We start from the raw sequence: 18,577 nt of genomic DNA, 5'->3' as shown, positions 1-18,577 counted from the left end.
TTGGCCGGATCCTTTTCGTAGCATGCCGGGTGACTATGCGGAGATGCCGCAAGGGGTGGGTCCGCCGTACGGAGGGGAAAAACGTACGGCGTGACCCACCCCTCGGGTGGCGGTCGGGCCCGTCAGGTCACCCGGCCGCCTGGCTCTTCTGCGCGGACCCGGCGACCGGGGCCCACTTGTCCAGCAGGCCCGGGTTCTGCTTCAGCCAGGTGCGCACCGCGTCCTGCTCCTTGCCCTTGCCGGCCTTGGTGATCTGCGACTCCAGGCCAGTGAGCTGCTTCTCCGTCATGGAGAAGTCCTTCAGCCACTCGCCGACCTCGGGGTTGTCGCCGGCGAAGCCCTTGCGGGCCAGCGTGTGCACGCCGTCGCCCTTGCCCCAGGCGCCCTTGGGGTCCTTGAGCTTGGTCAGGTCGTAGTCGCTGTACGCCCAGTGCGGCGACCAGAGCGTGACGAGGACGGGCTCCTTCTTGGCGTACGCGCGCTTGAGCTCGGCGAGCATCGCGGGCGTCGAGCCGTCCACGACCTCGTACGTGCCCTGAAGGCCGTACTTCTTGAGGACGGTGTCCTTGAGCATGCCCATCATTCCGGCGCTCGGCTCGATGCCGATGATCTTGCCCTTGAACTTGGCGGCGTTGTTCTTGAGGTCCTCAAGGGAGTTCACGCCCTTGACGTACGAGGGGACGCTCAGCTCCAGGGAGGTGGGGCCGTACCAGGAGCCGAGGTCCTCGAGCTGCTTCCCGTACTTCTTCCAGTACTCGGCGTGCGTGGTGGGCAGCCAGGAGTCGGTCTCGAAGTCGATCTGGCCGGTGGCGAGGCCGGTGTAGAGGGGTCCGGCGGCGTACTGGCTGGTCGTGACCTTGAAGCCGCGCCGCTCCAGCAGCTCCTTCCACAGGTACGTGGAGGCGATGCCCTCGTCCCACGGGATGTAGCCGATCTTGACCTCCTTGCCCTTGCCGACGTTCGTGGCGGAGGCCTCGGCGGTGCCGGAGGCCGGGCCGAAGACGCCCATGCCGCCCGCGACGAGGGCCAGGGCGGCCACGCCGGCGACGGCGACGACCGGGCGCGGGCGGTAGTTCCAGACCTTGACGCCGCCCGCGGCACGCGCCTTGGCGGCGGCGCGGCGGCCCAGCGGGGAGATCTGCTCGCCGAGCGCGCCGGTGATGCGGTCCAGGTAGATGGCGAGGACGACGATGCCGACGCCCGCCTCGAAGCCGAAGCCGATGTCGAGCTGGCCGATGGCCTCGTTGACCGCGCCGCCGAGGCCGCCGGTGCCGACCATGCCGGCGATGACGACCATGGACAGGCTCAGCATGATCACCTGGTTGATGCCCGCCATGATCGTCGGCAGGGCGAGCGGGAGCTGGACGCGCAGCAGGGTGTCACGTGGTGTGGTGCCGAACGCCTCGGCCGCTTCGACCAGCTCGCCGTCGACCTGGCGGATGCCGAGCTCGGTCATGCGGACGCCGGGCGCGAGCGCGAAGATCAGGGTGGCGATGACGCCGGCGGCGGTGCCCAGGCCGAAGAAGAGGATGGCCGGGATGAGCAGCACCATCGACGGCATCGTCTGGAGCAGGTCCAGGACGGGCCGTACGGTCGCGCTGACCGTCCTGGAGCGGGCCGCCCAGATGCCCAGCGGGACCGAGAGCACCAGGGCGATGACGGTGGCGACCAGGACGAGGGCCAGCGTCGACATGGCCCGGTCCCACAGTTCGAGCGAGTCGATCAGCGCGAACCCGCCGAAGGCGAGGACGCCCGCGACGACGCCGCGCAGCCACCAGGCGAGCACGGCGAAGATGCCCGCGAGAATAAGGGGCTCGGGGGCGGTCAGGACGGCGTTGACGCCGTCGTACATGCCCTCCACGACCGCCTTGATCGCGTCGAAGAGCCAGCCCATGTGAGCGACCAGCCAGTCCACACCGGAGTCGACCCAGTCGCCGAGACGCAGCCTAGGCATGGGCGATCACCTTTCCCTCCGGGTTGTCGCAGGGCGAGGGATCGGCGCTCTCGTCACCGAGGAACCCGACCAGCCGCTGGCGCGGCACGACGCCGATGACCCGGTTGTCCTCGTCGACGACCGTGACGCGGTGCGACAGGCGGGCACTGATCGCGCACAGCTCCACGAAGGAGGTCTCGCTGGTCGCGGTCTCGCAGGCGCACAGCGGGGCGTCGGCGGTGACCGAGGTGTCCATGAGGGCGCCGGCGGTCAGCACGCGCGAGCGGTCGACGTCCTGGATGAAGGAGGCGACGTAGTCGTTGGCCGGGCGCAGCAGGATGTCCTCGGCGGTGCCGGTCTGGACGATGCGGCCGTCGAGCATGACGGCGATGCGGTCGCCGAGGCGCATCGCCTCGTTGAGGTCGTGGGTGATGAAGACGATCGTCTTCTTCAGGCTCTTCTGGAGCTGGAGCAACTGGTCCTGCATGTCACGGCGGATCAGCGGGTCGAGCGCGCTGAAGGACTCGTCCATCAGAAGCAGGTCGGCGTCGGTGGCCAGCGCACGGGCGAGGCCCACGCGCTGCTGCATGCCGCCGGACAGCTCGTCGGGCCAGGACTTCTCCCAGCCGCCCAGACCGCACAGCTCCAGGGCCTCGGCGGCGCGCTTGTCGCGCTCGGCGCGGGGCACGCCCTGGACGGCGAGTCCGTAGGCGGCGTTCTCCAGCACGCTGCGGTGCGGGAACAGCGCGAAGTGCTGGAACACCATGCTGATCTTCCGGGCGCGGACCTCGCGCAGCTCGCGGTCGCCGATCGCGGTCAGGTCCCGGCCGTCGAAGCGGACGTGACCCGCGGTCGGCTCCAGGAGTCCGTTGAGCAGGCGCAGCAAGGTGGACTTGCCGGACCCGGACAGGCCCATGACGACGAAGATCTGGCCGGGTTCGACGGTGAAGGAGGCGTCGATCACGGCGGCGGTGGTGCCGTCGGCGCGCAGCTCCTCACGGTCGGCTCCTTGGCGGAGCCGCTCGACGGCCTCGTTCGGTCGTCTGCCGAACACCTTGTACAGATGCTCGGCCTCTAGCCTGGATGACACGGGGACCTCTCGTCTCGACGGCAAGTGAGGGAGCGACTGGCGCAACAGTTGCGTATAGAGCTTCGCTCCGGCTGCGCGCCTGCCCTGGTTCCCCGCACACAAACGCACAAGTGGTCCAGGCCACAGCACCGCCACACGCCGCGACGGGACGGTCACACGGGGGCCGCTGTCAGTGCCGTACGGCATGATGCGTGGCGTGACCGGACGACTGATGCTCCTCGACACCGCCTCGCTGTACTTCCGCGCCTACTTCGGCGTCCCGGACTCCGTGAAGGCCCCGGACGGCACTCCGGTGAACGCCGTGCGCGGGCTCCTCGACTTCATCGACCGCCTGGTCAAGGACCACCGCCCGGACGCGCTCGTGGCATGCATGGACGCCGACTGGCGGCCCGAGTGGCGGGTCGAGCTGATCCCCTCCTACAAGGCGCACCGGGTCGCCGAGGAGCGCGAGGTCGGGCCGGACGAGGAGGAGGTGCCGGACACCCTGTCGCCGCAGGTACCGGTCATCGAGGCCGTCCTGGACGCGCTCGGCATCGCGCGTGTGGGCGTCGCGGGGTACGAGGCGGACGACGTGATCGGCACCTTCACGGCACGCGCGAAGGGCCCGGTCGACATCGTCACCGGCGACCGCGACCTGTACCAGCTCGTGGACGACGAGCGCGGGGTGCGGGTGCTGTACCCGCTCAAGGGCGTCGGCACCCTCCAGCTCACCGACGAGAGCTGGCTGCGCGAGAAGTACGGCGTCGACGGCGGCGGGTACGCGGATCTGGCGCTGCTGCGCGGCGACCCGAGTGACGGCCTGCCGGGCGTGCCCGGGATCGGCGAGAAGACGGCCGCGAAGCTGCTGGCCGAGTTCGGCGACCTGGCCGGGATCATGGCCGCGGTCGACGACCCGAAGGCGAAACTCACACCCTCGCAGCGCAAGCGGCTGGACGAGTCGCGGCCGTATGTCTCCGTCGCCCCGAAGGTCGTGCGGGTCGCGCAGGACGTCCCGCTGCCCGAGGTCGACACGGCGCTGCCGCACACTCCCCGGGATCCGGCGGGCCTTGACGAGCTGGCGATGCGCTGGGGGCTTGGCGGGTCGCTCCAGCGGCTCCTGGTGACGCTGGGGGCGTGAGACCACGGGCGCCTGCGGCGCGTCCCGATCGCGCGCATGAGGTTCGTGGCGCGGGGAATTCGTTCCGTGTGTGCGCAACATGCACCAGTTCATGAACGTTCATAGCGGCATTCGCCAGGCGGAGGTGCTAACTTAGGTAAACCTAAGCTTGGAACAAGGGAGGCCAGTGATGGCACTACGCCCTGCCCGCAGGCCGCGGAAGCCCCACTCCGCGCAGGTCATCCGTACCGAACGGCTGACCCCGCACATGCAGCGGGTGGTGCTGGGCGGTGAGGGGCTCGCCGGGTTCGCGGCGGACACCTGCACGGACCATTACGTGAAGATGCTGTTTGCGCCCGAGGGTGTGAGCTACCCCGAGCCCTTCGACCTGGAGCGCATCCGCGAGGAGCTGCCGCGCGAGCAGTGGCCGGTGACACGGACGTACACCGTGCGGGCCTGGGATCCCGAACACCGTGAACTGACCCTGGACTTCGTGCTGCACGGCGACGAGGGCCTGGCCGGCCCGTGGGCCATGCGCGTCCAGCCGGGCGAGACCGTGCGTTTCATGGGACCCGGCGGCGCCTACGCCCCCGACCCGGACGCCGACTGGCATCTCCTGGCCGGCGACGAGAGCGCGCTTCCCGCGATCGCCCGCTCCCTGGAGTCGCTGCCGGACGGCGTCACGGCGTACGCCTTCGTGGAGATCTCCAGCCCCGAGGAGGAGCAGAAGATCGACTCCGACGTGGAGGTCATCTGGCTGCACCGCGGCTCACGCCCGGTCGGCGAGCCGCTCGTCGAGGCCGTGCGCGCGCTGGAGTTCCCCGAGGGCCGGGTGCACGCGTTCGTGCACGGCGAGGCGCACTTCGTGAAGGAGCTGCGCCAGTTGCTGCGGGTCGACCGGAGCGTCCCCCGCGAGGACCTGTCCATCTCCGGCTACTGGCGGCTCGGCCACGACGAGGACGGCTGGCAGGCGTCCAAGCGGGACTGGAACGCGCGGATCGAGGCGGAGCAGGAGGGGGCGGCGCCGGCGGCGTAGCCCTGCGGGTAAGTCGGAAGGGGCGGCACCTTTGAAGGTGCCGCCCCTTCCGCCTGCCTGCCCGGAGTTGCCGGACCCAGGCGCTCAGACCGAGCGCTGGTAGGACCGGAACGTTCGGATGGACAGCCACACCGCCGCGACCGCCAGGGCCAGCAGCCCGCCGCCCCGGGTGAGGACGTCGCTCCAGTCGGGGTGGTCGGACATCGCCGAACGGCCCGCGACCATGGCCCAGTTGAGCGGATTGAAGTCGGCGACGTGCCGCATCCAGCCCGGCATCTGCGACGGTGCCATGAAAGCCGAGGACAGGAAGGTCAGCGGCAGCAGCAGGAAGGTGTTGATGCCGATGATCGACTCGCGCTCCTGCACCAGCATGCCGAGTGCATTGGACAGAGCCCCGGAGATCGTGCCGAGCAGGACCGCGGCGACGACCAGGACGGCGATGCCGACGATGCCGCCCGGGTAGTCGGCGCCGCCCAGCAGGCCGAGCAGCACGATGACGACCGACTGCAGGGCGGTGACCAGGCCGTTGTTGACGACGTTGCCGTTCATCAGCGCGGCCCGGCTGACCGGGGTGGTCAGGAACCGGTCGAGCGTGCCGCGCTGGATCTCGTCGAGCGTGGTCATCCCGGCCCACATGTTGGAGCTGAGGGCGCTCATCACGACGACGCCCGGCACCAGGTAGTCGAGGTAGGAGGTGGTGCCGAAGCCGCCGAGCTCGACGACCTTCCTGAAGAGACTGCCGAACAGGAAGAGCCAGATCACCGGCTGGATCAGGGTGATGATCGCTCGGCGGCCCCGTCTTCTTCTGGGCCTGGCCCGCGGTGTGGTCGGGCAGCTACTGGTGGCCGCGTGCTTCGCGGAGCTGGCCGCGCACTATCCGATCTCCGGCGCGATCTACCAGTGGTCGTCACGCCTGTCGAACGTCACCTTCGACTGATTCGCCGGCTGGATACGGTGATCGGCCAGATCGTGGTGATCGCCACGGCCGCGCCGGCGCTGCAGATGGTCCTGCCGGCGCTCTGGTCCGGCTTCCATCTGATCGGCACCGACCCCGCACCCACCTCGGCGGACGGCGCGGCCAACGCGACGCTGATCGGCGTGATCCTGCTGGTCCTCACCACGTTGGTGAACCTCCTGGACAACAAGGTCCTGCGGGCCGGGCGAGGGCCGACAAACGCTCCGACGAGTTCTTTATGATGTTCACCTACCTGCTGCCGGAAGGCCGCGCCTAGGTCTTGGATTGCCCGCGGCGATGCCTCAAACGGACCGCTGGCCTGGTCAGATGACGCTGCTTCGACGGCCGGCCCGTCCGGTCAGTCGCCCTTCACGCGCGCGTGCAGGTGCGTGTCGTGCCAGCCGTCCGCGTGGAGGGCGGCGCTGCGCTTGGTGCCCTCCAGGGCGAAGCCCGTCTTGGTCGCCACGCGGCAGGATGCCTCGTGGCGGACGGCGTGCATGAGTTCCAGGCGGTGGAATCCGATGTCGTCCAGGGCCCAGCGGGCCAGAGCAGTCGTCGCACGGGCGGCGACGCCCTGGCCGCGGGTTTCGACGGTGGTCCGGTGGGCGACTTCGGCAGTCCTTGTGCCAGCCCTCGATCCAGGCGCCGGCCTCCTCCACGAAGTCGGCGGAGGAGGCGACAACCGCGAGGTGAATCTTGGTGGTCAGGCCGCCACCTGTACGGCCAAGCGCATGGTCGTCGGGCTCGCCGCCAGGCCGTCTGGCCCCGTCCGACCCTGATCGTGAGCCCCTCCCATTGGGCATAAGACAGATCTCCACCAGCCATCCCGAGAGCGTTCCATGCCCTTGATCAACATCTCAAGCTTGTTCCAGCCGGGCCAGGTCCTCGTTGTAGTACTGGAGCCGGACACCGGGTGCCGCGTCGAGGTAGCGGGCGGAGATGCGGTGCCAGGCATCCATGTTGGCGTTCCAGTCCCTCATGCTCAGCAGACAGCGGTGCAGTCCTTGCCGCACGGCCTCATCAAGGTGCATACCGTTTGCGATGCGGATGGTGAGCATCTGCTCGGCTTGGAGGAAGTCCTCGATGCGGGCGGCCATGCGCTGGAGGGTCTCCTCAACGGCTGTTTCAAGACCGCAGCCGCGGGCCTGGCTGATCACGGTGACGATATTGGAGGTGTCGGCAGCGCTCCTCTCCTTGGCCAGGGAATGCAAGTCATTGCACCAGGCGCAGTAGTCGACCGTCGCGGTCACGCAGGTCTGGTACTCGGGGCTGTGGTAGAGCTGCGGCGGCAGTTCGGTCTGGGCAGCCAGTTCGACCAGGTCCATCCACATGACCATGGCCACGGAGCGGCGCCGGAGCTCGATGTAGTTGTCGATGGTTTCACTGGCACCGGCGCTGCGGTTGTCGAACTCGCGGTCGTTGGCTGCCACTACTCCGTCCCAGTGCTGGGTGAAGCGGCGCCACCATACGCCGGAGAAGTGGGGGCGGATGCGGCGCAGGATGTCACCGAGGGCTCGCGGTGCCGGATGGTCCGGGTTCGAGCCGACGGGGTCGTGGACAACCTCGTAGATCTGAGTGACCTGCCTGCGCCACTCGTGTTCCTTGCCTTCGATGATCAACCGGTCGTGCTGATCGTCCCAAAGGAAAAACCAGCATGTCAGGTCGGCCAGGATCTGGGCGCCTTCACGGGTGGCGCCATAGGAGTACCGGGTACCCAGGTGGGCGTAGGCAAGCCGGTCGAAGTACTCGGCGGCCATGCCGGGCGACATCATGCCCATCCGCTGGACCCAGCCCTTGGACTGCGCACAGATGCTGCGGGCGCGCGGGTCAATCCTGCCAGTATAGGGAACGGGAACGCTCGGTATCTGCATGCTAGCCCCCCAGGGTGGTGGTAGCGGTCGTCCCTCATGAGGCTCTATTCCGCTTCCAGGCGAAACAGCTGCATGCTCATGCAGAACACGACGCGAAGCGCATATTCCAAACACGCGCTAGTCCGACCGGTCCGAATCTCGACCAGGTCGCCATGAGCGGGCAGGGAGTCGAGGAACTCGACCGGGAGCCGCATCAGCGGCAGTGCATGCCCGGCAAGGGGTAACGCCCTGCGCACTGTCCCGGTGACGAAGGTGGTGGCCATGAGCGGCTCCTCTCCCCCTATGCACTTTGCGCAGTCGGAAGCGCATTTCGCACGCTTCGTCGATCACCTCGCTGCGGGACAGCCTTTTGTGGTGCTCCAGCAGCAGGACGAGGCTGTGCGCGTCATGAATTGTCTGTGACATTTCTTTCCCTCGTTGCATGTGTTGTCGAAAGATCTCGCTCAGTGGAGAAGCCCAGGCGGAAAGGGAACCGAGCAGTTCGGTGGAAATACAAATACGGGAGAGCCGCGCCAATGAGTCGAGGGCGTTCACAAGTGCGCTTGGGCGGTCTGCCGCACGTCCTGATGTCGCCTGGACCGGCTCGAACCGTCGCGCGGCCGGCAAGCCGGCGGTTCTGCGTGGCATGGCAGATGTCGCTGCCGGGCGGGGACAGCAGTTGAGGGATCGGTGCCTGAAGACTTCGCCGTCCGCCGGGCCGTCGACGAGGCGGATACGGTCCGGGGCGTGGCCGAGGGTGCCGGTGACCTCCTCGTGGCCCTGATGACCGGCGAGCGGAATGTTGCAGCGGGTTGGGCAGATACAGCCGGCTTCGCGATGTGTCTCGTTCGCCGGAGGACACGTTGAGTCAATGTCGGACAGTCCCCACCAAACGGTCTGCTCATAGGCCACAGGAGCGGCACCATGGGCGAAGCGGGCGGTCGATAACACGCCTGGGCCGGGTGTGGTCATGCGCCCTCCGTATGGTGGGGTCCGTCGGGCGCCACAGACGCGCGACGGAGGCCTGGGACAGGGACATGGCGGCGGAGACGAGGGCCAGGACGACGTCGGGGCTTCGGGCAATCATGTCCTCGACATGGGAACGCACCAATGACGTTGAGGATTGCACGGATGTGAGCGCCGTCAGCCTAGATCAAGTCCAAATGGTCGATCAGGCGGCCCAAGACGTCCGCACAGTGCGGTGGCCGCCTACCGCTGGCCGGCGTGAACAGGACCAGGGTCTACCTGCGCGAAGATCGTCCAGGCGGGACGTGCGGTGACGTCCGGCCCCCCGAACCCGCCGAGCAACTCGTCGCGCAGGTCGAACGACCCGGTCGGGGGCGTCCTTGGGTAAGTCAGCGATCCAGTGCAGGCCAAACCCGTCGATCTCGCCTGCCAGTTCGACCAGCCGCTCCGCCGACAGTACCCCCACCGGCATTGGAACCCACATCTCCGACAACGCCTGTCCCACAGTTGGTCTCTGGTCCACAGACATCACCCCACGCGCTCGGCCGAAAGGAGGAGCACGCCGCTCTAAGGCCGCTGTTGCGGCTTGTTTGCGGCTTGTTGCGACCTGGACAAGTTTAGAAGTGTGCCAGCCATAAGCCCATGGCGTAAGGCGCACGCATGTACGTACCGATGCGTACGCGACCTAAGAAGTGCGCCCCGAAGAAGACCCGCACTGCGTACTGCCGCGGGATTCGCGCCTCACCTCGCGCGCGCGTACGCCCCACCGATACGAGACAGAGTCCTCGCCGTCGTGCCCCTCGTAGACTTGATCGCGATGAGACGCCGTACTCCGCCCCCACCCTCTCCCCTGCCACAGCGCGAAGGGGTGGATCCGGTGCGGTTTCGGTTGCCGGCGGGGGACGCATGGGCGACCGTGCGCGACCATCTCGTGGCACGGCTCGCGCCCAGGGCCGAGGTGATCGACGGGATGCTGGACGCGGGGCGGATCGTGGACGCCACCGGGAGTCCGGTGTCCAGGGACACGGCGTACCGGCCCGGGATGTATGTGTGGTTCCACCGCGAGCTCCCCGACGAGGAGCGGGTGCCGTTCGCGGTCGACATCGTGTACCGGGACGAACACGTGGTCGTGGCGGACAAACCACACTTCCTGGCCACTACACCGCGCGGAAGCCATGTGGCCGAGACGGCCCTGGCGCGACTGCGGCAGGAACTGGGCACCCCGACGCTGAGCGCGGCGCACCGGCTGGACCGGCTGACGGCCGGGCTGGTGCTGTTCACCGTGCGGCCGGAGGAGCGAGGGGCTTATCAGACGCTGTTCCGCGACAAGCGGGTGGCGAAGGAGTACGAGGCGGTGGCCCCGTACGACCCCTCAGTGGACCTGCCACGCACCCTACGCAGCCGGATCATCAAGGAGCGCGGCGTGCTGGCGGCCCGCGAGGTCGAGGGCGAACCCAACGCCGTTAGCCGGGTCGAGTTGCTGGAGCACCGGATGGGGCGTGCCCGGTACCGGCTCGTACCGCTTACCGGGCAGACGCACCAGCTGAGGGTGCACATGAGCGCCTTGGGAGTGCCGATCCTCGGCGATCCCCTCTATCCGGTGGTGACCGACCCCGCGGCGGCCGGTGACTTCCGGCGTCCGCTCCAACTGCTGGCGCGGGTGCTGGAATTCAACGATCCGATCACGGGGCGCGAGCACCGCTTCGTCAGCCCACGTGTGCTGCGGGCCTGGTCGTCGTACGACGAGTGGGCCGGGTAGCCCTGGCGCCGGGTCGGCTCAGTCGCCGCGCCACCAGCGCAGGAGGCGCCGGAACAGGCCCGGCCGGCTCACCGGTTCGGGGGTCGGCGTCGGGGTCGGCTCCGCGGACGGGGCAGCCGGCTCTGGAGCCGCCATCTGCGGCTTTGGCATGCTGGACTGCCAATTGCCGGGACGCTGTGCCGTCACCGGGTGCGCCGGTCGCGCCATGACGTCTTGCTGAGGCGTGGGCGCGAACTTCACCGGCAGTTCGACCAGGTGCCGGTTCGAGATGGACGCCCGCCAACTCAGCTCGTTTTCCTCGCAGGCGAGTTCGACATCGGGGAGACGGGTCAGCAGCGCGTCGACGCCGACATCGGCGATGGCGCGGCCGATGTCCTGGCCCGGGCACTCGTGAGGACCGCCGCTGAAGGCGAGGTGGGAGCGGTTGCCCTGCATGTTGGCCTTGGTGTCGGGACGGACACGTGGGTCGACGTTGCCCGGCGCAAGACCCACGAGGAGGCCATCGCCCTTGCGGATACGCTGGCCGCCCAGCTCGACCTCCTGCTTCGCGAAGTAGCCCAAGAGAGTGCTGAACGGCGGCTCGTCCCACAGAGACTGCTCGACTGCCTCGGGCACCGTCATCTGGCCGCCGCTGAGCTGGGCCCGGAACCGCGGGTCGGTGAGCACCACTCGCAGTACGTTGGCAAGGAGGTTGGCGGTGGTCTCGTACGCGATGATCAGGACGACACGCAGGTGCTGGCCGACCTCCTCGTCGCTGAGCCGCGCCGGGTGGTTGATCAGGTGGCTGGTGAAGTCGTCCTTCGGTTCCGCTCGGCGGCTGGCGGTTAGCCGCATCAGAACGTCCATGATGTACGCGTTGCTGGCGATGGCGGTCTCGGTACCTTTGGGCAGGTCGCGAGCGGCCTGTACGAGTTTGTCGTTGTACTCGTGGGGCATGCCGAGGATCTCGCACAGCACGATCATCGGCAGGCGCTCGGCGAACCGGCTGACCAGGTCGGCTCGGCCCTCCTCGCAGAACTGGTTGACAAGGTCCTGGGTCGCGCGGTTGATGTAGCGGCGGATGCCTCGGTGGTCGATGGTCGACATGGCGCCGGTGACCGCGCCGCGCAGCCGCAGGTGTTCCTCGCCCTCGGCGTGGCAGCAGATGGGCTGCCACGCGAGGTGCGGCATGAGCGGGTGATCGGGCTTGACGGTGCCATCCTGCATCGAGCTCCACAACCGGGTGTCACGGGAGAACTGCGAGGGGGTACGCACCGTGTGCATGTTCTCCGCATGACCGAGCACCACCCAGATAGGCACGTCCTGGTGCAGCAGCGCGGGAGCCACAGGGCCGTGCTCGGCCCGTAGCTGCTCGTACACGGCCCCCAGGTCCTCCGCTTCGGGGCCGTACAGGCGGCGCAGATCGCCGGGGCCGATGCCGTGTGCGGGACAGCCGGGGGGCGGGGTGGCCATGGGGTCGTCCGTACCAGTCGGGGAGAAGGATTCAGGCGTCACGATGGTCGCTCCGAAGCTGAAGTGTGTACAGGAGGTAATGAGATCCGCCGGTTCGGGCGGTTGAACAAAGCCGAGGCCGTGGGGAGGTCGTACGCGCGCCTCTCAGACAACGCGTATGCGGCTCATGGGACATGAACAGGCCGTACGGCTCCGGGACAGGGGAAGGCAGCCGTACGGCCCGGCCAATACGTGGCTCACGCATGCGCCTTCGCCGTTGCCAGCGAATGCAGAAAGTGCATCAGCGTCATCAGAACGTCCCGGCTGGAGGCACGGCGGCGTACGTCGCACTCGAGGATGGGGATCTCCTCGGGCAGGTCGAGTGCCGTACGGAGTTCGGCGATGGGGTAACGGGGCGCGTCCGGGAAGGTGTTGACGGCCACCACGAAGGGCACGCCGCGCTCCTCCAGTCGCCCCATCACGTCGAAGCTGACCTCGAGGCGGCGAGTGTCGATCAGTACGACCGCGCCCAGCGCACCGTCGAACAAGCCGTTCCACAGGAACCAGAAGCGTTCCTGGCCGGGGGTGCCGAAGAGGTACAGCACCAATTGCTCAGTGATGCTGATGCGGCCGAAGTCCATCGCGACAGTCGTAGCCGTCTTGGTCGCCGAGCCGAAGTTGTCGTCGACGCCGACGCCGGCCTGCGTCATGGTCTCTTCGGTGGTCAGCGGCCTGATCTCGCTGACCGAGCCGACCATCGTCGTCTTGCCGACGCCGAAGCCGCCCACGATCACGATCTTGACCGCCGCCTCGGCCGTCTGCGGCAGCTTGTCCTCGGTCCGGGGGCCGGGGACGGTGTCAGAGCCTTTGAAGTCCATGCATCACCGCTTCGAGGATTGAACGGTCGGCGACGGTCTGACGCACGATCGGGGCGCGTGCCGTCACCAGCCCGGCCGCCAGCATGTCGGTGAGCAGGACCGTGATCACGCTGAACGGAAGGTTGAGATAGGCCGAGAGTTCGGCCACGGACAGGGGGGTGGTGGTGAGCCGGAGCAGCGCCGACTGCTCGGGCGTCGCGGCGGGCGGGGGGTCGGCGCGCGCCACGATTAAGGCGACGAGGTCGAGGTCGCCGTCGCGCTCGCCACCGTCCGGTCCGGCCACCACGAAGAGCCGCTCGGGGTTCTTCTGCTTCCCGGGACCGGGCCCGGGAGGAGGTGAGGGCGGTTGTTCCCTGGGTTGTCGCCGCTGGCGTTGCGGAGGAGTCATACGGTCTGGCCGTTGCGCCTGGGCGGACTGGTGAGATGGGCACCGATGCGGGCGACAAGATCGGACATACGGTTGCTCATCCGGCCGGGTTCGGCGAACGTGTCGGACAGCACGGCGAGATAGGCGTTGGCGCCGGCGGCCATCAAATAGAAGTAGCCGCCGTTGATCTCGATGAGGACCATCTTCATCTTGCCGTCGCTCTTCGGGATCTCCGAGGCGACCGCGCTCGCCAGGCTCTGAAGTCCGGCGCAGGCCGCGGCGACTCGGTCGGCGGTGTCCGGGTCGCCGCCGTAGCGGGCGATGCGCAGTCCGTCCGCGGACAGCACCACGATCATCTGGATGCCCGGTACGCCGTCGTGGAGCTCCTTGAGCATCCAGTCGAAGTTGGCGCGCTGCTGGATCACTTGAGGTCCCCCTCGTCTTCGGCCTCGGCGCCGGCCGGTTGAGTTCGCGGTTGGAGTGTGAGCGGGTCGGGCTTGTCCTTGAGCCCGTCCCAGAACGCCTCGACCCATGCTCCGGGGGCAGGCTCGTCCTTCATCGGGTCGGGCTCGGGCGCGGACGTTGGCGTCGACCAGATGGTCGGCCGGCCCTCTCGTTCGGCCTGCTCAATGGCCGCCTGCTCGGCGATGCGCTTGCTGAGCGGGGTCTTGACCCGGCTCCGGCGCTGGGGCAGCCCGCCCGGAGTCCATTCGGTGACGACCGGGACGTCGTCCTCCATGGAGGCCGCGGCATGGATCTTCGGGCTGGTCGGGCGCCGCTTCTTGGGGGCGCGCTTGGGGCCTTCGAGCGCGTCGGGGTCGTCGGCCTTGGGCGCCGCCCCCGCTCCGATGCCGTGGGCAAGTCCTGGCGCGGGCTCGTTGGTCATCATCTCGCGCGGCACCACGAGGACGGCGCGGACGCCGCCGTACGCGGACGACCGCAGCGAGACCTGCATCTTGTAAGCCGTGCAGAGGCGACCGACGACAGCCAGGCCCAGGCGTGGGGATTCCCCGAGGTCCTGGAGGTCGGTGCCCTGCTTGGCACGTTCGAGCATGCCCTCGACTCTGGCGCGGGCCTCCTCGCTCAGGCTGACACCGGCGTCCTCGATCTCGATCGCGACGCCGGTCTGCACCTCGGTGGCGGTGACGTGCACCTTGGTCTGCGGCGGCGAGTAGCGCGTTGCGTTGTCGAGGAGTTCGGCCGCGGCGTGGATGATCGGCTCGACGGAGATGCCGGCGATGTTGACCTGGACGATGGAGTCCAGGCTGATGCGGCGGTACTCCAGGATCCGGGACATGGCGCCGCGCAGCACGCTGTACAGCGGGACGGGGTCGGGCCACTGGCGTCCGGGGCGGCCGCCGCCGAGCACGGAGATGGAGTCGGCGAGGCGGCCGATCAGCATGGTGCCGTGGTCGATGCGCAGCAGGTCGTCGAAGACCTCGGGGTTGCGCCCGTGGTCCTCCTCCATCTCACGGAGTTCCACGGCCTGTTGGTGGACGATCGCCTGCACGCGGCGGGCGATGTTGACGAAGGAGCGCTGGGCGGAGTCGCGCAGCGCTTCCTCGTGGTCGACGATGTCGAGCATCGACTTGACCAACTCGACCTGCGCCGGGGAGAGCTGGCCGTAGGACGGGTCGAGCTCGGCGAGGTCGCGAATCACCTCGTGGGGTGAATTGCCGCAGCGCAGCGAATAGATGGCGGCCGGCGTGATCTCCGTGGCGAGGCGGGCCATCTCCTCGCCGTGCGCGGCGACTCGCCGTTCCAGATACGCGATGTGACGGGCGTGCTCGGCCCGGGTGTCCCGCAGAGCGCGACCGCGGCGCACCGCTTCGGCCGCGGAGGCCAGCACCAGCAGCATGGCCACGGCACCGCACACACCGACGGCCGTCCGGGCGGGGTCCGCCACCAGGGCGACGGCGGCTCCGATCGCCGCGGCCATCACTATGGCCGGCAGCAACAGCACACGTGCATACGGGAGTTCACGGCGTCGGGGCGGGGATTGAACGCTCACCATGTGGGCCCTCTGAAACTGATCGGGTGGGTGTAGGGGGAGCTTGCAGCGGGGTACGTCATGGGTATGTCGGAATCTTCTGCGCGTTTGGGAACAAGCGCACGATTACACCTCAACTCGGTGCGCTGCGGGCGAGCTTAGTCCGACCGGATCATCGCTGTGTCATATTCAGCAAGCACCTGAAATGGGGTGCGCGACAGCGGTACGCTCGGGCTCATTTATACGCTCAGATCATCTTCGAACACGATCCGTCACATCGTGAAAGTGTTCGAAGATTACTCACCGTGATAGGTGAAGATCGCGTTCCGGACCCCGAGTCGGGCACGCGGCGGGGATGTGGCGTCCGACCACGGCGGACGAGAGCCGCACGACGGGACCGCGGCGGCGGAAACAACAAAGGCAAGGAGGTCGCTCCCTCCTTGCCACTCTCAACTTATAGCGCACTGGGGGGCTTGCGGCAAGGCCCCCCTCTTGCCGCAGAATCTCCCGCCGTAGGCCCAGGACCTGCGGATACGGGAGTCGGATAGTGCGTGTGGTGTTGTCGACCTACGGGTCGCGGGGGGACGTGGAGCCGCTGGCGGCGCTCGCGGTGCGGTCGCGGAGAAGCCGGGCATCCCCGCACGAGCGCCTGATCCACGTGCGCGCGTGAGCCGCACGAGCCGCGTGAGCCGCACAAGCGCGTGAGCCGCACGAGCCGCGTGAGCCGCACAAGCGCGTGAGCCGCACGAGCCGCGTGAGCCGCACGAGCGCGTGAGCCGCATGAGCCGCGCGGGATCGTCCGGGCGCATCGCCGCGCACAACGGCCGCCAACGACCGACCTATGGAGCCAAAGCCTTGAAACCGCTGACCACCAGCGCCTTCGCCCTTCCCGAACGCCTGTCCCCCAAGGCCGACCCGGCGCTGATCGCCGCCGACGAGGAGCACTTCGCCGCCATCGCGGAGTGTCTGGACCAGTCCATCGCCGAGCTGTCCGACCGCCTCGCCGCCGCCCGCAAGGAACCGGGTGGCATGGGCCGCGAGGCGATGGACCGCGACAACGAGATCCACCGGCTCAGCGCCCGTCTGCGCACCCTGCGCCGCTTCGGCCTGGACCTGTGCCTCGGACACATGGTCGGCGCGGACAGCCCCGAGCCGGTCTACGTGGGCCGCCTCGGTCTGACCGACAGCACGGGCCGCCGGCTGCTGGTCGACTGGCGCTCCCCCGCGGCAGAGCCGTTCTTCGGGGCCACCCACGCCAACCCGATGGGCCTGGCCAGCCGCCGCCGCTACCGCTGGACCGAGGGCCGGATCAGCGACTACTGGGACGAGGTGTTCACCCCGGACGCCTTCGCCGGGCATGCCGCGCTCGACGACCAGTCCGCGTTCATCGCGAGCCTGGGAAGCAACCGCTCCCCCCGGATGCGGGACGTGCTCGGCACGATCCAGGCCGACCAGGACGCCATCATCCGCGCCGGATCCCGCGGCGCACTCGTCGTCGACGGCGGTCCCGGCACGGGCAAGACCGTCGTCGCCCTGCACCGCTCCGCCTACCTGCTGTATTCCGACCCACGGCTCGATCAGCGCCGGGGCGGCGTGCTGTTCGTCGGCCCGCACCGGCCGTATCTGACGTACGTCTCCGACGTCCTGCCGAGCCTCGGCGAGGAGGGTGTGCAGACCTGCATCCTGCGGGACCTCGTCCCCGAGGGTGCCAAGGCGAGCGTCGAGGCCGATCCGGAGGTGGCCCGCCTGAAGTCGTCCGCGGATCTCGTGCGGGCGATCGAGAAGGCCGTTCGCTTCTACGAGGAGCCGCCCACCGAAGGCATGACGGTCAGGACCCACTGGTCCGACGTACGACTGACCGCAGGCGACTGGGCGGTGGCGTTCGACGCGGCCGAGCCCGGGACCCCGCACAACGACGCCCGCGACCAGGTCTGGCAGGAACTGCTGACGATCCTGGTCGACAAGCACGAGGAGGACGCCTCCGGCGACGACGGCGAGGTCGCCCCCGACCTGGTCCGCAGGTCCCTTTCGCAGAACCGGGAGCTGCGCACGGCCTTCGACCGGTCATGGCCGATGCTGGAGGCGACCGACCTGGTCGGCGATCTGTGGTCGGTGCCGGCCTATCTGCGGATGTGCGCTCCCTGGCTCGGCCGTGAGGAGGTGCAGCGGCTCCAGCGCGCGGACGCCCACGCCTGGACGGTGTCCGACCTGCCGCTCCTGGACGCGGCACGGCAGCGGCTCGGCGACCCGGAGGCCGCCCGCCTCAAGCGTCGGCACGCGGGCATCCTCGCCGCCCAGCGCGAGCAGATGACGCGGGTCGTCGACAACCTCATCGAGGCCACGGCGAACTCCGGTGCCGACGGTGACGACGGCGAGGGCCTGGTGATCATGCTGCGCGGTCAGGACGCCCAGGTCAGTCTGGTCGACGAGTCCGAGCTGACCGACATCGCCCCGGACCGCCTCGCCGGCCCGTTCGCGCACATCGTCGTCGACGAGGCGCAGGAACTGACCGACGCGGAATGGCAGATGCTGCTCCTGCGGTGCCCGTCGCGCAGCTTCACCATCGTCGGCGACCGTGCCCAGGCCAGGCACGGTTTCACGGAGTCATGGCAGGAGCGCCTGGCCCGGATCGGGCTCGACCGGATCGAACTGGCCTCCCTCAACGTGAACTACCGCACACCGGCGGAGATCATGGCGGAGGCCGAGCCGGTCATCCGCGCCGCTCTGCCGGACGCCAATGTGCCGACGTCGATCCGCAGCGGCGGGCGTCCCGTCGTCCACGGATCGGTTTCGGAGCGGGACTCGATCCTCGACACCTGGCTCGCCGAACACGCCGAGGGCACCGCCTGCGTCATCGGCGACCCCACGTTCCGACCGACCGACCGCGTCCGCTCATTGACCCCGGAACTCTCGAAGGGCCTGGAGTTCGACCTGGTCGTCCTCATGGACCCCGAGAGGTTCGGCGAGGGCATCGAAGGGGCGGTGGACCACTATGTGGCGATGACGCGGGCGACCCAGCAACTGGCCGTCCTGACCAGCACCTCTTGAGGCGCGACAAGCGCATGCCGCCAGGAGCGCGGGGGCGCACCGATATGCGGGCCCCCCACGGGGGGGCGACCAACCAAAACAAACCCCCCCACCCCCCCCCAAACCCCCCCCCCCTTTTCGCGGTTCCCCCTCGTGCCCCCACCCACCCCCCCCTCCGTCGTTTCCCCTTCTCCCCCCT

Annotated in this window: 14 protein-coding genes and 4 pseudogenes; 6 read left to right on the top strand and 12 right to left on the bottom strand. The window is 68.8% G+C overall.

The window, feature by feature from the left end:
* Positions 1 to 127 precede the first annotated feature (127 nt).
* The gene (locus ACZ69Q_RS35770) at positions 128 to 1,954 is read right to left on the bottom strand and encodes an ABC transporter permease/substrate binding protein (protein ID WP_471050333.1); all 1,827 of its coding nucleotides are present in this window, start codon (positions 1,952 to 1,954) and stop codon (positions 128 to 130) included.
* Positions 1,947 to 3,023, bottom strand: a complete 1,077-nt coding sequence (locus ACZ69Q_RS35765) for a quaternary amine ABC transporter ATP-binding protein (protein WP_471050330.1) — start codon at positions 3,021 to 3,023, stop codon at positions 1,947 to 1,949. Before ACZ69Q_RS35765 ends, ACZ69Q_RS35770 begins: the two co-directional genes overlap by 8 nt.
* Before the next feature lie 187 nt (positions 3,024 to 3,210).
* Here ACZ69Q_RS35765 and ACZ69Q_RS35760 point away from each other — a divergent pair, with 187 nt between their 5' ends.
* Both ACZ69Q_RS35760 and ACZ69Q_RS35755 read left to right on the top strand, forming a co-directional pair.
* Positions 3,211 to 4,140, top strand: a complete 930-nt coding sequence (locus ACZ69Q_RS35760; RefSeq protein WP_471050892.1) for a 5'-3' exonuclease — start codon at positions 3,211 to 3,213, stop codon at positions 4,138 to 4,140.
* Between the two features lie 169 nt (positions 4,141 to 4,309).
* Complete coding sequence (locus tag ACZ69Q_RS35755) at positions 4,310 to 5,155, top strand: siderophore-interacting protein (RefSeq protein ID WP_471050327.1); 846 nt, start codon at positions 4,310 to 4,312, stop codon at positions 5,153 to 5,155.
* Between the two features lie 84 nt (positions 5,156 to 5,239).
* Here ACZ69Q_RS35755 and ACZ69Q_RS35750 read toward each other — a convergent pair.
* Positions 5,240 to 5,938 (bottom strand): annotated as a pseudogene (locus ACZ69Q_RS35750) (ABC transporter permease); the annotation flags it as partial.
* On the opposite strand from ACZ69Q_RS35750, the pseudogene ACZ69Q_RS35745 reads away from it, so the two are divergent.
* Positions 5,938 to 6,307 (top strand): annotated as a pseudogene (locus ACZ69Q_RS35745) (amino acid permease); the annotation flags it as partial. The pseudogenes ACZ69Q_RS35750 and ACZ69Q_RS35745 overlap by 1 nt on opposite strands.
* 161 nt (positions 6,308 to 6,468) lie before the next feature.
* Here the strand turns inward: ACZ69Q_RS35745 and ACZ69Q_RS35740 are convergent.
* The 3 genes and pseudogenes from ACZ69Q_RS35740 to ACZ69Q_RS35730 form a co-directional block, all read right to left on the bottom strand.
* Positions 6,469 to 6,735: pseudogene (locus ACZ69Q_RS35740) on the bottom strand (GNAT family N-acetyltransferase); the annotation flags it as partial.
* A 232-nt stretch (positions 6,736 to 6,967) separates the two neighbouring features.
* Positions 6,968 to 7,981, bottom strand: a complete 1,014-nt coding sequence (locus tag ACZ69Q_RS35735) for a terpene synthase family protein (RefSeq protein ID WP_471050324.1) — start codon at positions 7,979 to 7,981, stop codon at positions 6,968 to 6,970.
* Between the two features lie 44 nt (positions 7,982 to 8,025).
* On the bottom strand, positions 8,026 to 8,244 hold the full coding sequence (locus ACZ69Q_RS35730) for a hypothetical protein (RefSeq protein ID WP_471050912.1): 219 nt from the start codon (positions 8,242 to 8,244) through the stop codon (positions 8,026 to 8,028).
* Between ACZ69Q_RS35730 and ACZ69Q_RS35725 the strand changes: the two genes are divergently transcribed.
* The gene (locus tag ACZ69Q_RS35725) at positions 8,243 to 8,383 is read left to right on the top strand and encodes a hypothetical protein (RefSeq protein ID WP_471050910.1); all 141 of its coding nucleotides are present in this window, start codon (positions 8,243 to 8,245) and stop codon (positions 8,381 to 8,383) included. The two genes, ACZ69Q_RS35730 and ACZ69Q_RS35725, sit on opposite strands and share 2 nt — an antisense overlap.
* Before the next feature lie 306 nt (positions 8,384 to 8,689).
* Here ACZ69Q_RS35725 and ACZ69Q_RS35720 read toward each other — a convergent pair.
* Positions 8,690 to 8,932 (bottom strand): annotated as a pseudogene (locus tag ACZ69Q_RS35720) (hypothetical protein); the annotation flags it as partial.
* Between the two features lie 811 nt (positions 8,933 to 9,743).
* On the opposite strand from ACZ69Q_RS35720, the gene ACZ69Q_RS35715 reads away from it, so the two are divergent.
* Positions 9,744 to 10,685, top strand: a complete 942-nt coding sequence (locus tag ACZ69Q_RS35715; protein WP_471050321.1) for an RluA family pseudouridine synthase — start codon at positions 9,744 to 9,746, stop codon at positions 10,683 to 10,685.
* An 18-nt stretch (positions 10,686 to 10,703) separates the two neighbouring features.
* Here the strand turns inward: ACZ69Q_RS35715 and ACZ69Q_RS35710 are convergent, their stop codons facing one another.
* The 5 genes from ACZ69Q_RS35710 to ACZ69Q_RS35690 form a co-directional block, all read right to left on the bottom strand.
* A complete protein-coding gene (locus tag ACZ69Q_RS35710; RefSeq protein ID WP_471050319.1) occupies positions 10,704 to 12,179 on the bottom strand; it encodes a cytochrome P450 in 1,476 nt (491 codons plus the stop codon).
* A 194-nt stretch (positions 12,180 to 12,373) separates the two neighbouring features.
* Positions 12,374 to 12,994 (bottom strand): GTP-binding protein, encoded by a 621-nt coding sequence (locus ACZ69Q_RS35705; RefSeq protein ID WP_471050316.1) that lies wholly within the window; start codon positions 12,992 to 12,994, stop codon positions 12,374 to 12,376.
* Positions 12,975 to 13,382 carry a DUF742 domain-containing protein gene (locus tag ACZ69Q_RS35700; protein WP_359451427.1) on the bottom strand — a complete coding sequence of 136 codons (408 nt, stop codon included), beginning with the start codon at positions 13,380 to 13,382 and terminating at the stop codon, positions 12,975 to 12,977. The genes ACZ69Q_RS35705 and ACZ69Q_RS35700 overlap by 20 nt, the downstream gene beginning before the upstream one ends.
* Positions 13,379 to 13,786, bottom strand: a complete 408-nt coding sequence (locus ACZ69Q_RS35695; RefSeq protein WP_030946521.1) for a roadblock/LC7 domain-containing protein — start codon at positions 13,784 to 13,786, stop codon at positions 13,379 to 13,381. The genes ACZ69Q_RS35700 and ACZ69Q_RS35695 overlap by 4 nt, the downstream gene beginning before the upstream one ends.
* A complete protein-coding gene (locus ACZ69Q_RS35690) occupies positions 13,783 to 15,375 on the bottom strand; it encodes a sensor histidine kinase (protein WP_471050313.1) in 1,593 nt (530 codons plus the stop codon). The genes ACZ69Q_RS35695 and ACZ69Q_RS35690 overlap by 4 nt, the downstream gene beginning before the upstream one ends.
* Before the next feature lie 831 nt (positions 15,376 to 16,206).
* On the opposite strand from ACZ69Q_RS35690, the gene helR reads away from it, so the two are divergent.
* The gene (gene helR / locus ACZ69Q_RS35685) at positions 16,207 to 18,399 is read left to right on the top strand and encodes an RNA polymerase recycling motor ATPase HelR (RefSeq protein WP_471050310.1); all 2,193 of its coding nucleotides are present in this window, start codon (positions 16,207 to 16,209) and stop codon (positions 18,397 to 18,399) included.
* Positions 18,400 to 18,577 lie beyond the last annotated feature (178 nt).

It is taken from the genome of Streptomyces sp. NPDC036764 (assembly GCF_055609385.1).
This window is presented reverse-complemented; position numbering and strand designations above follow the sequence as displayed.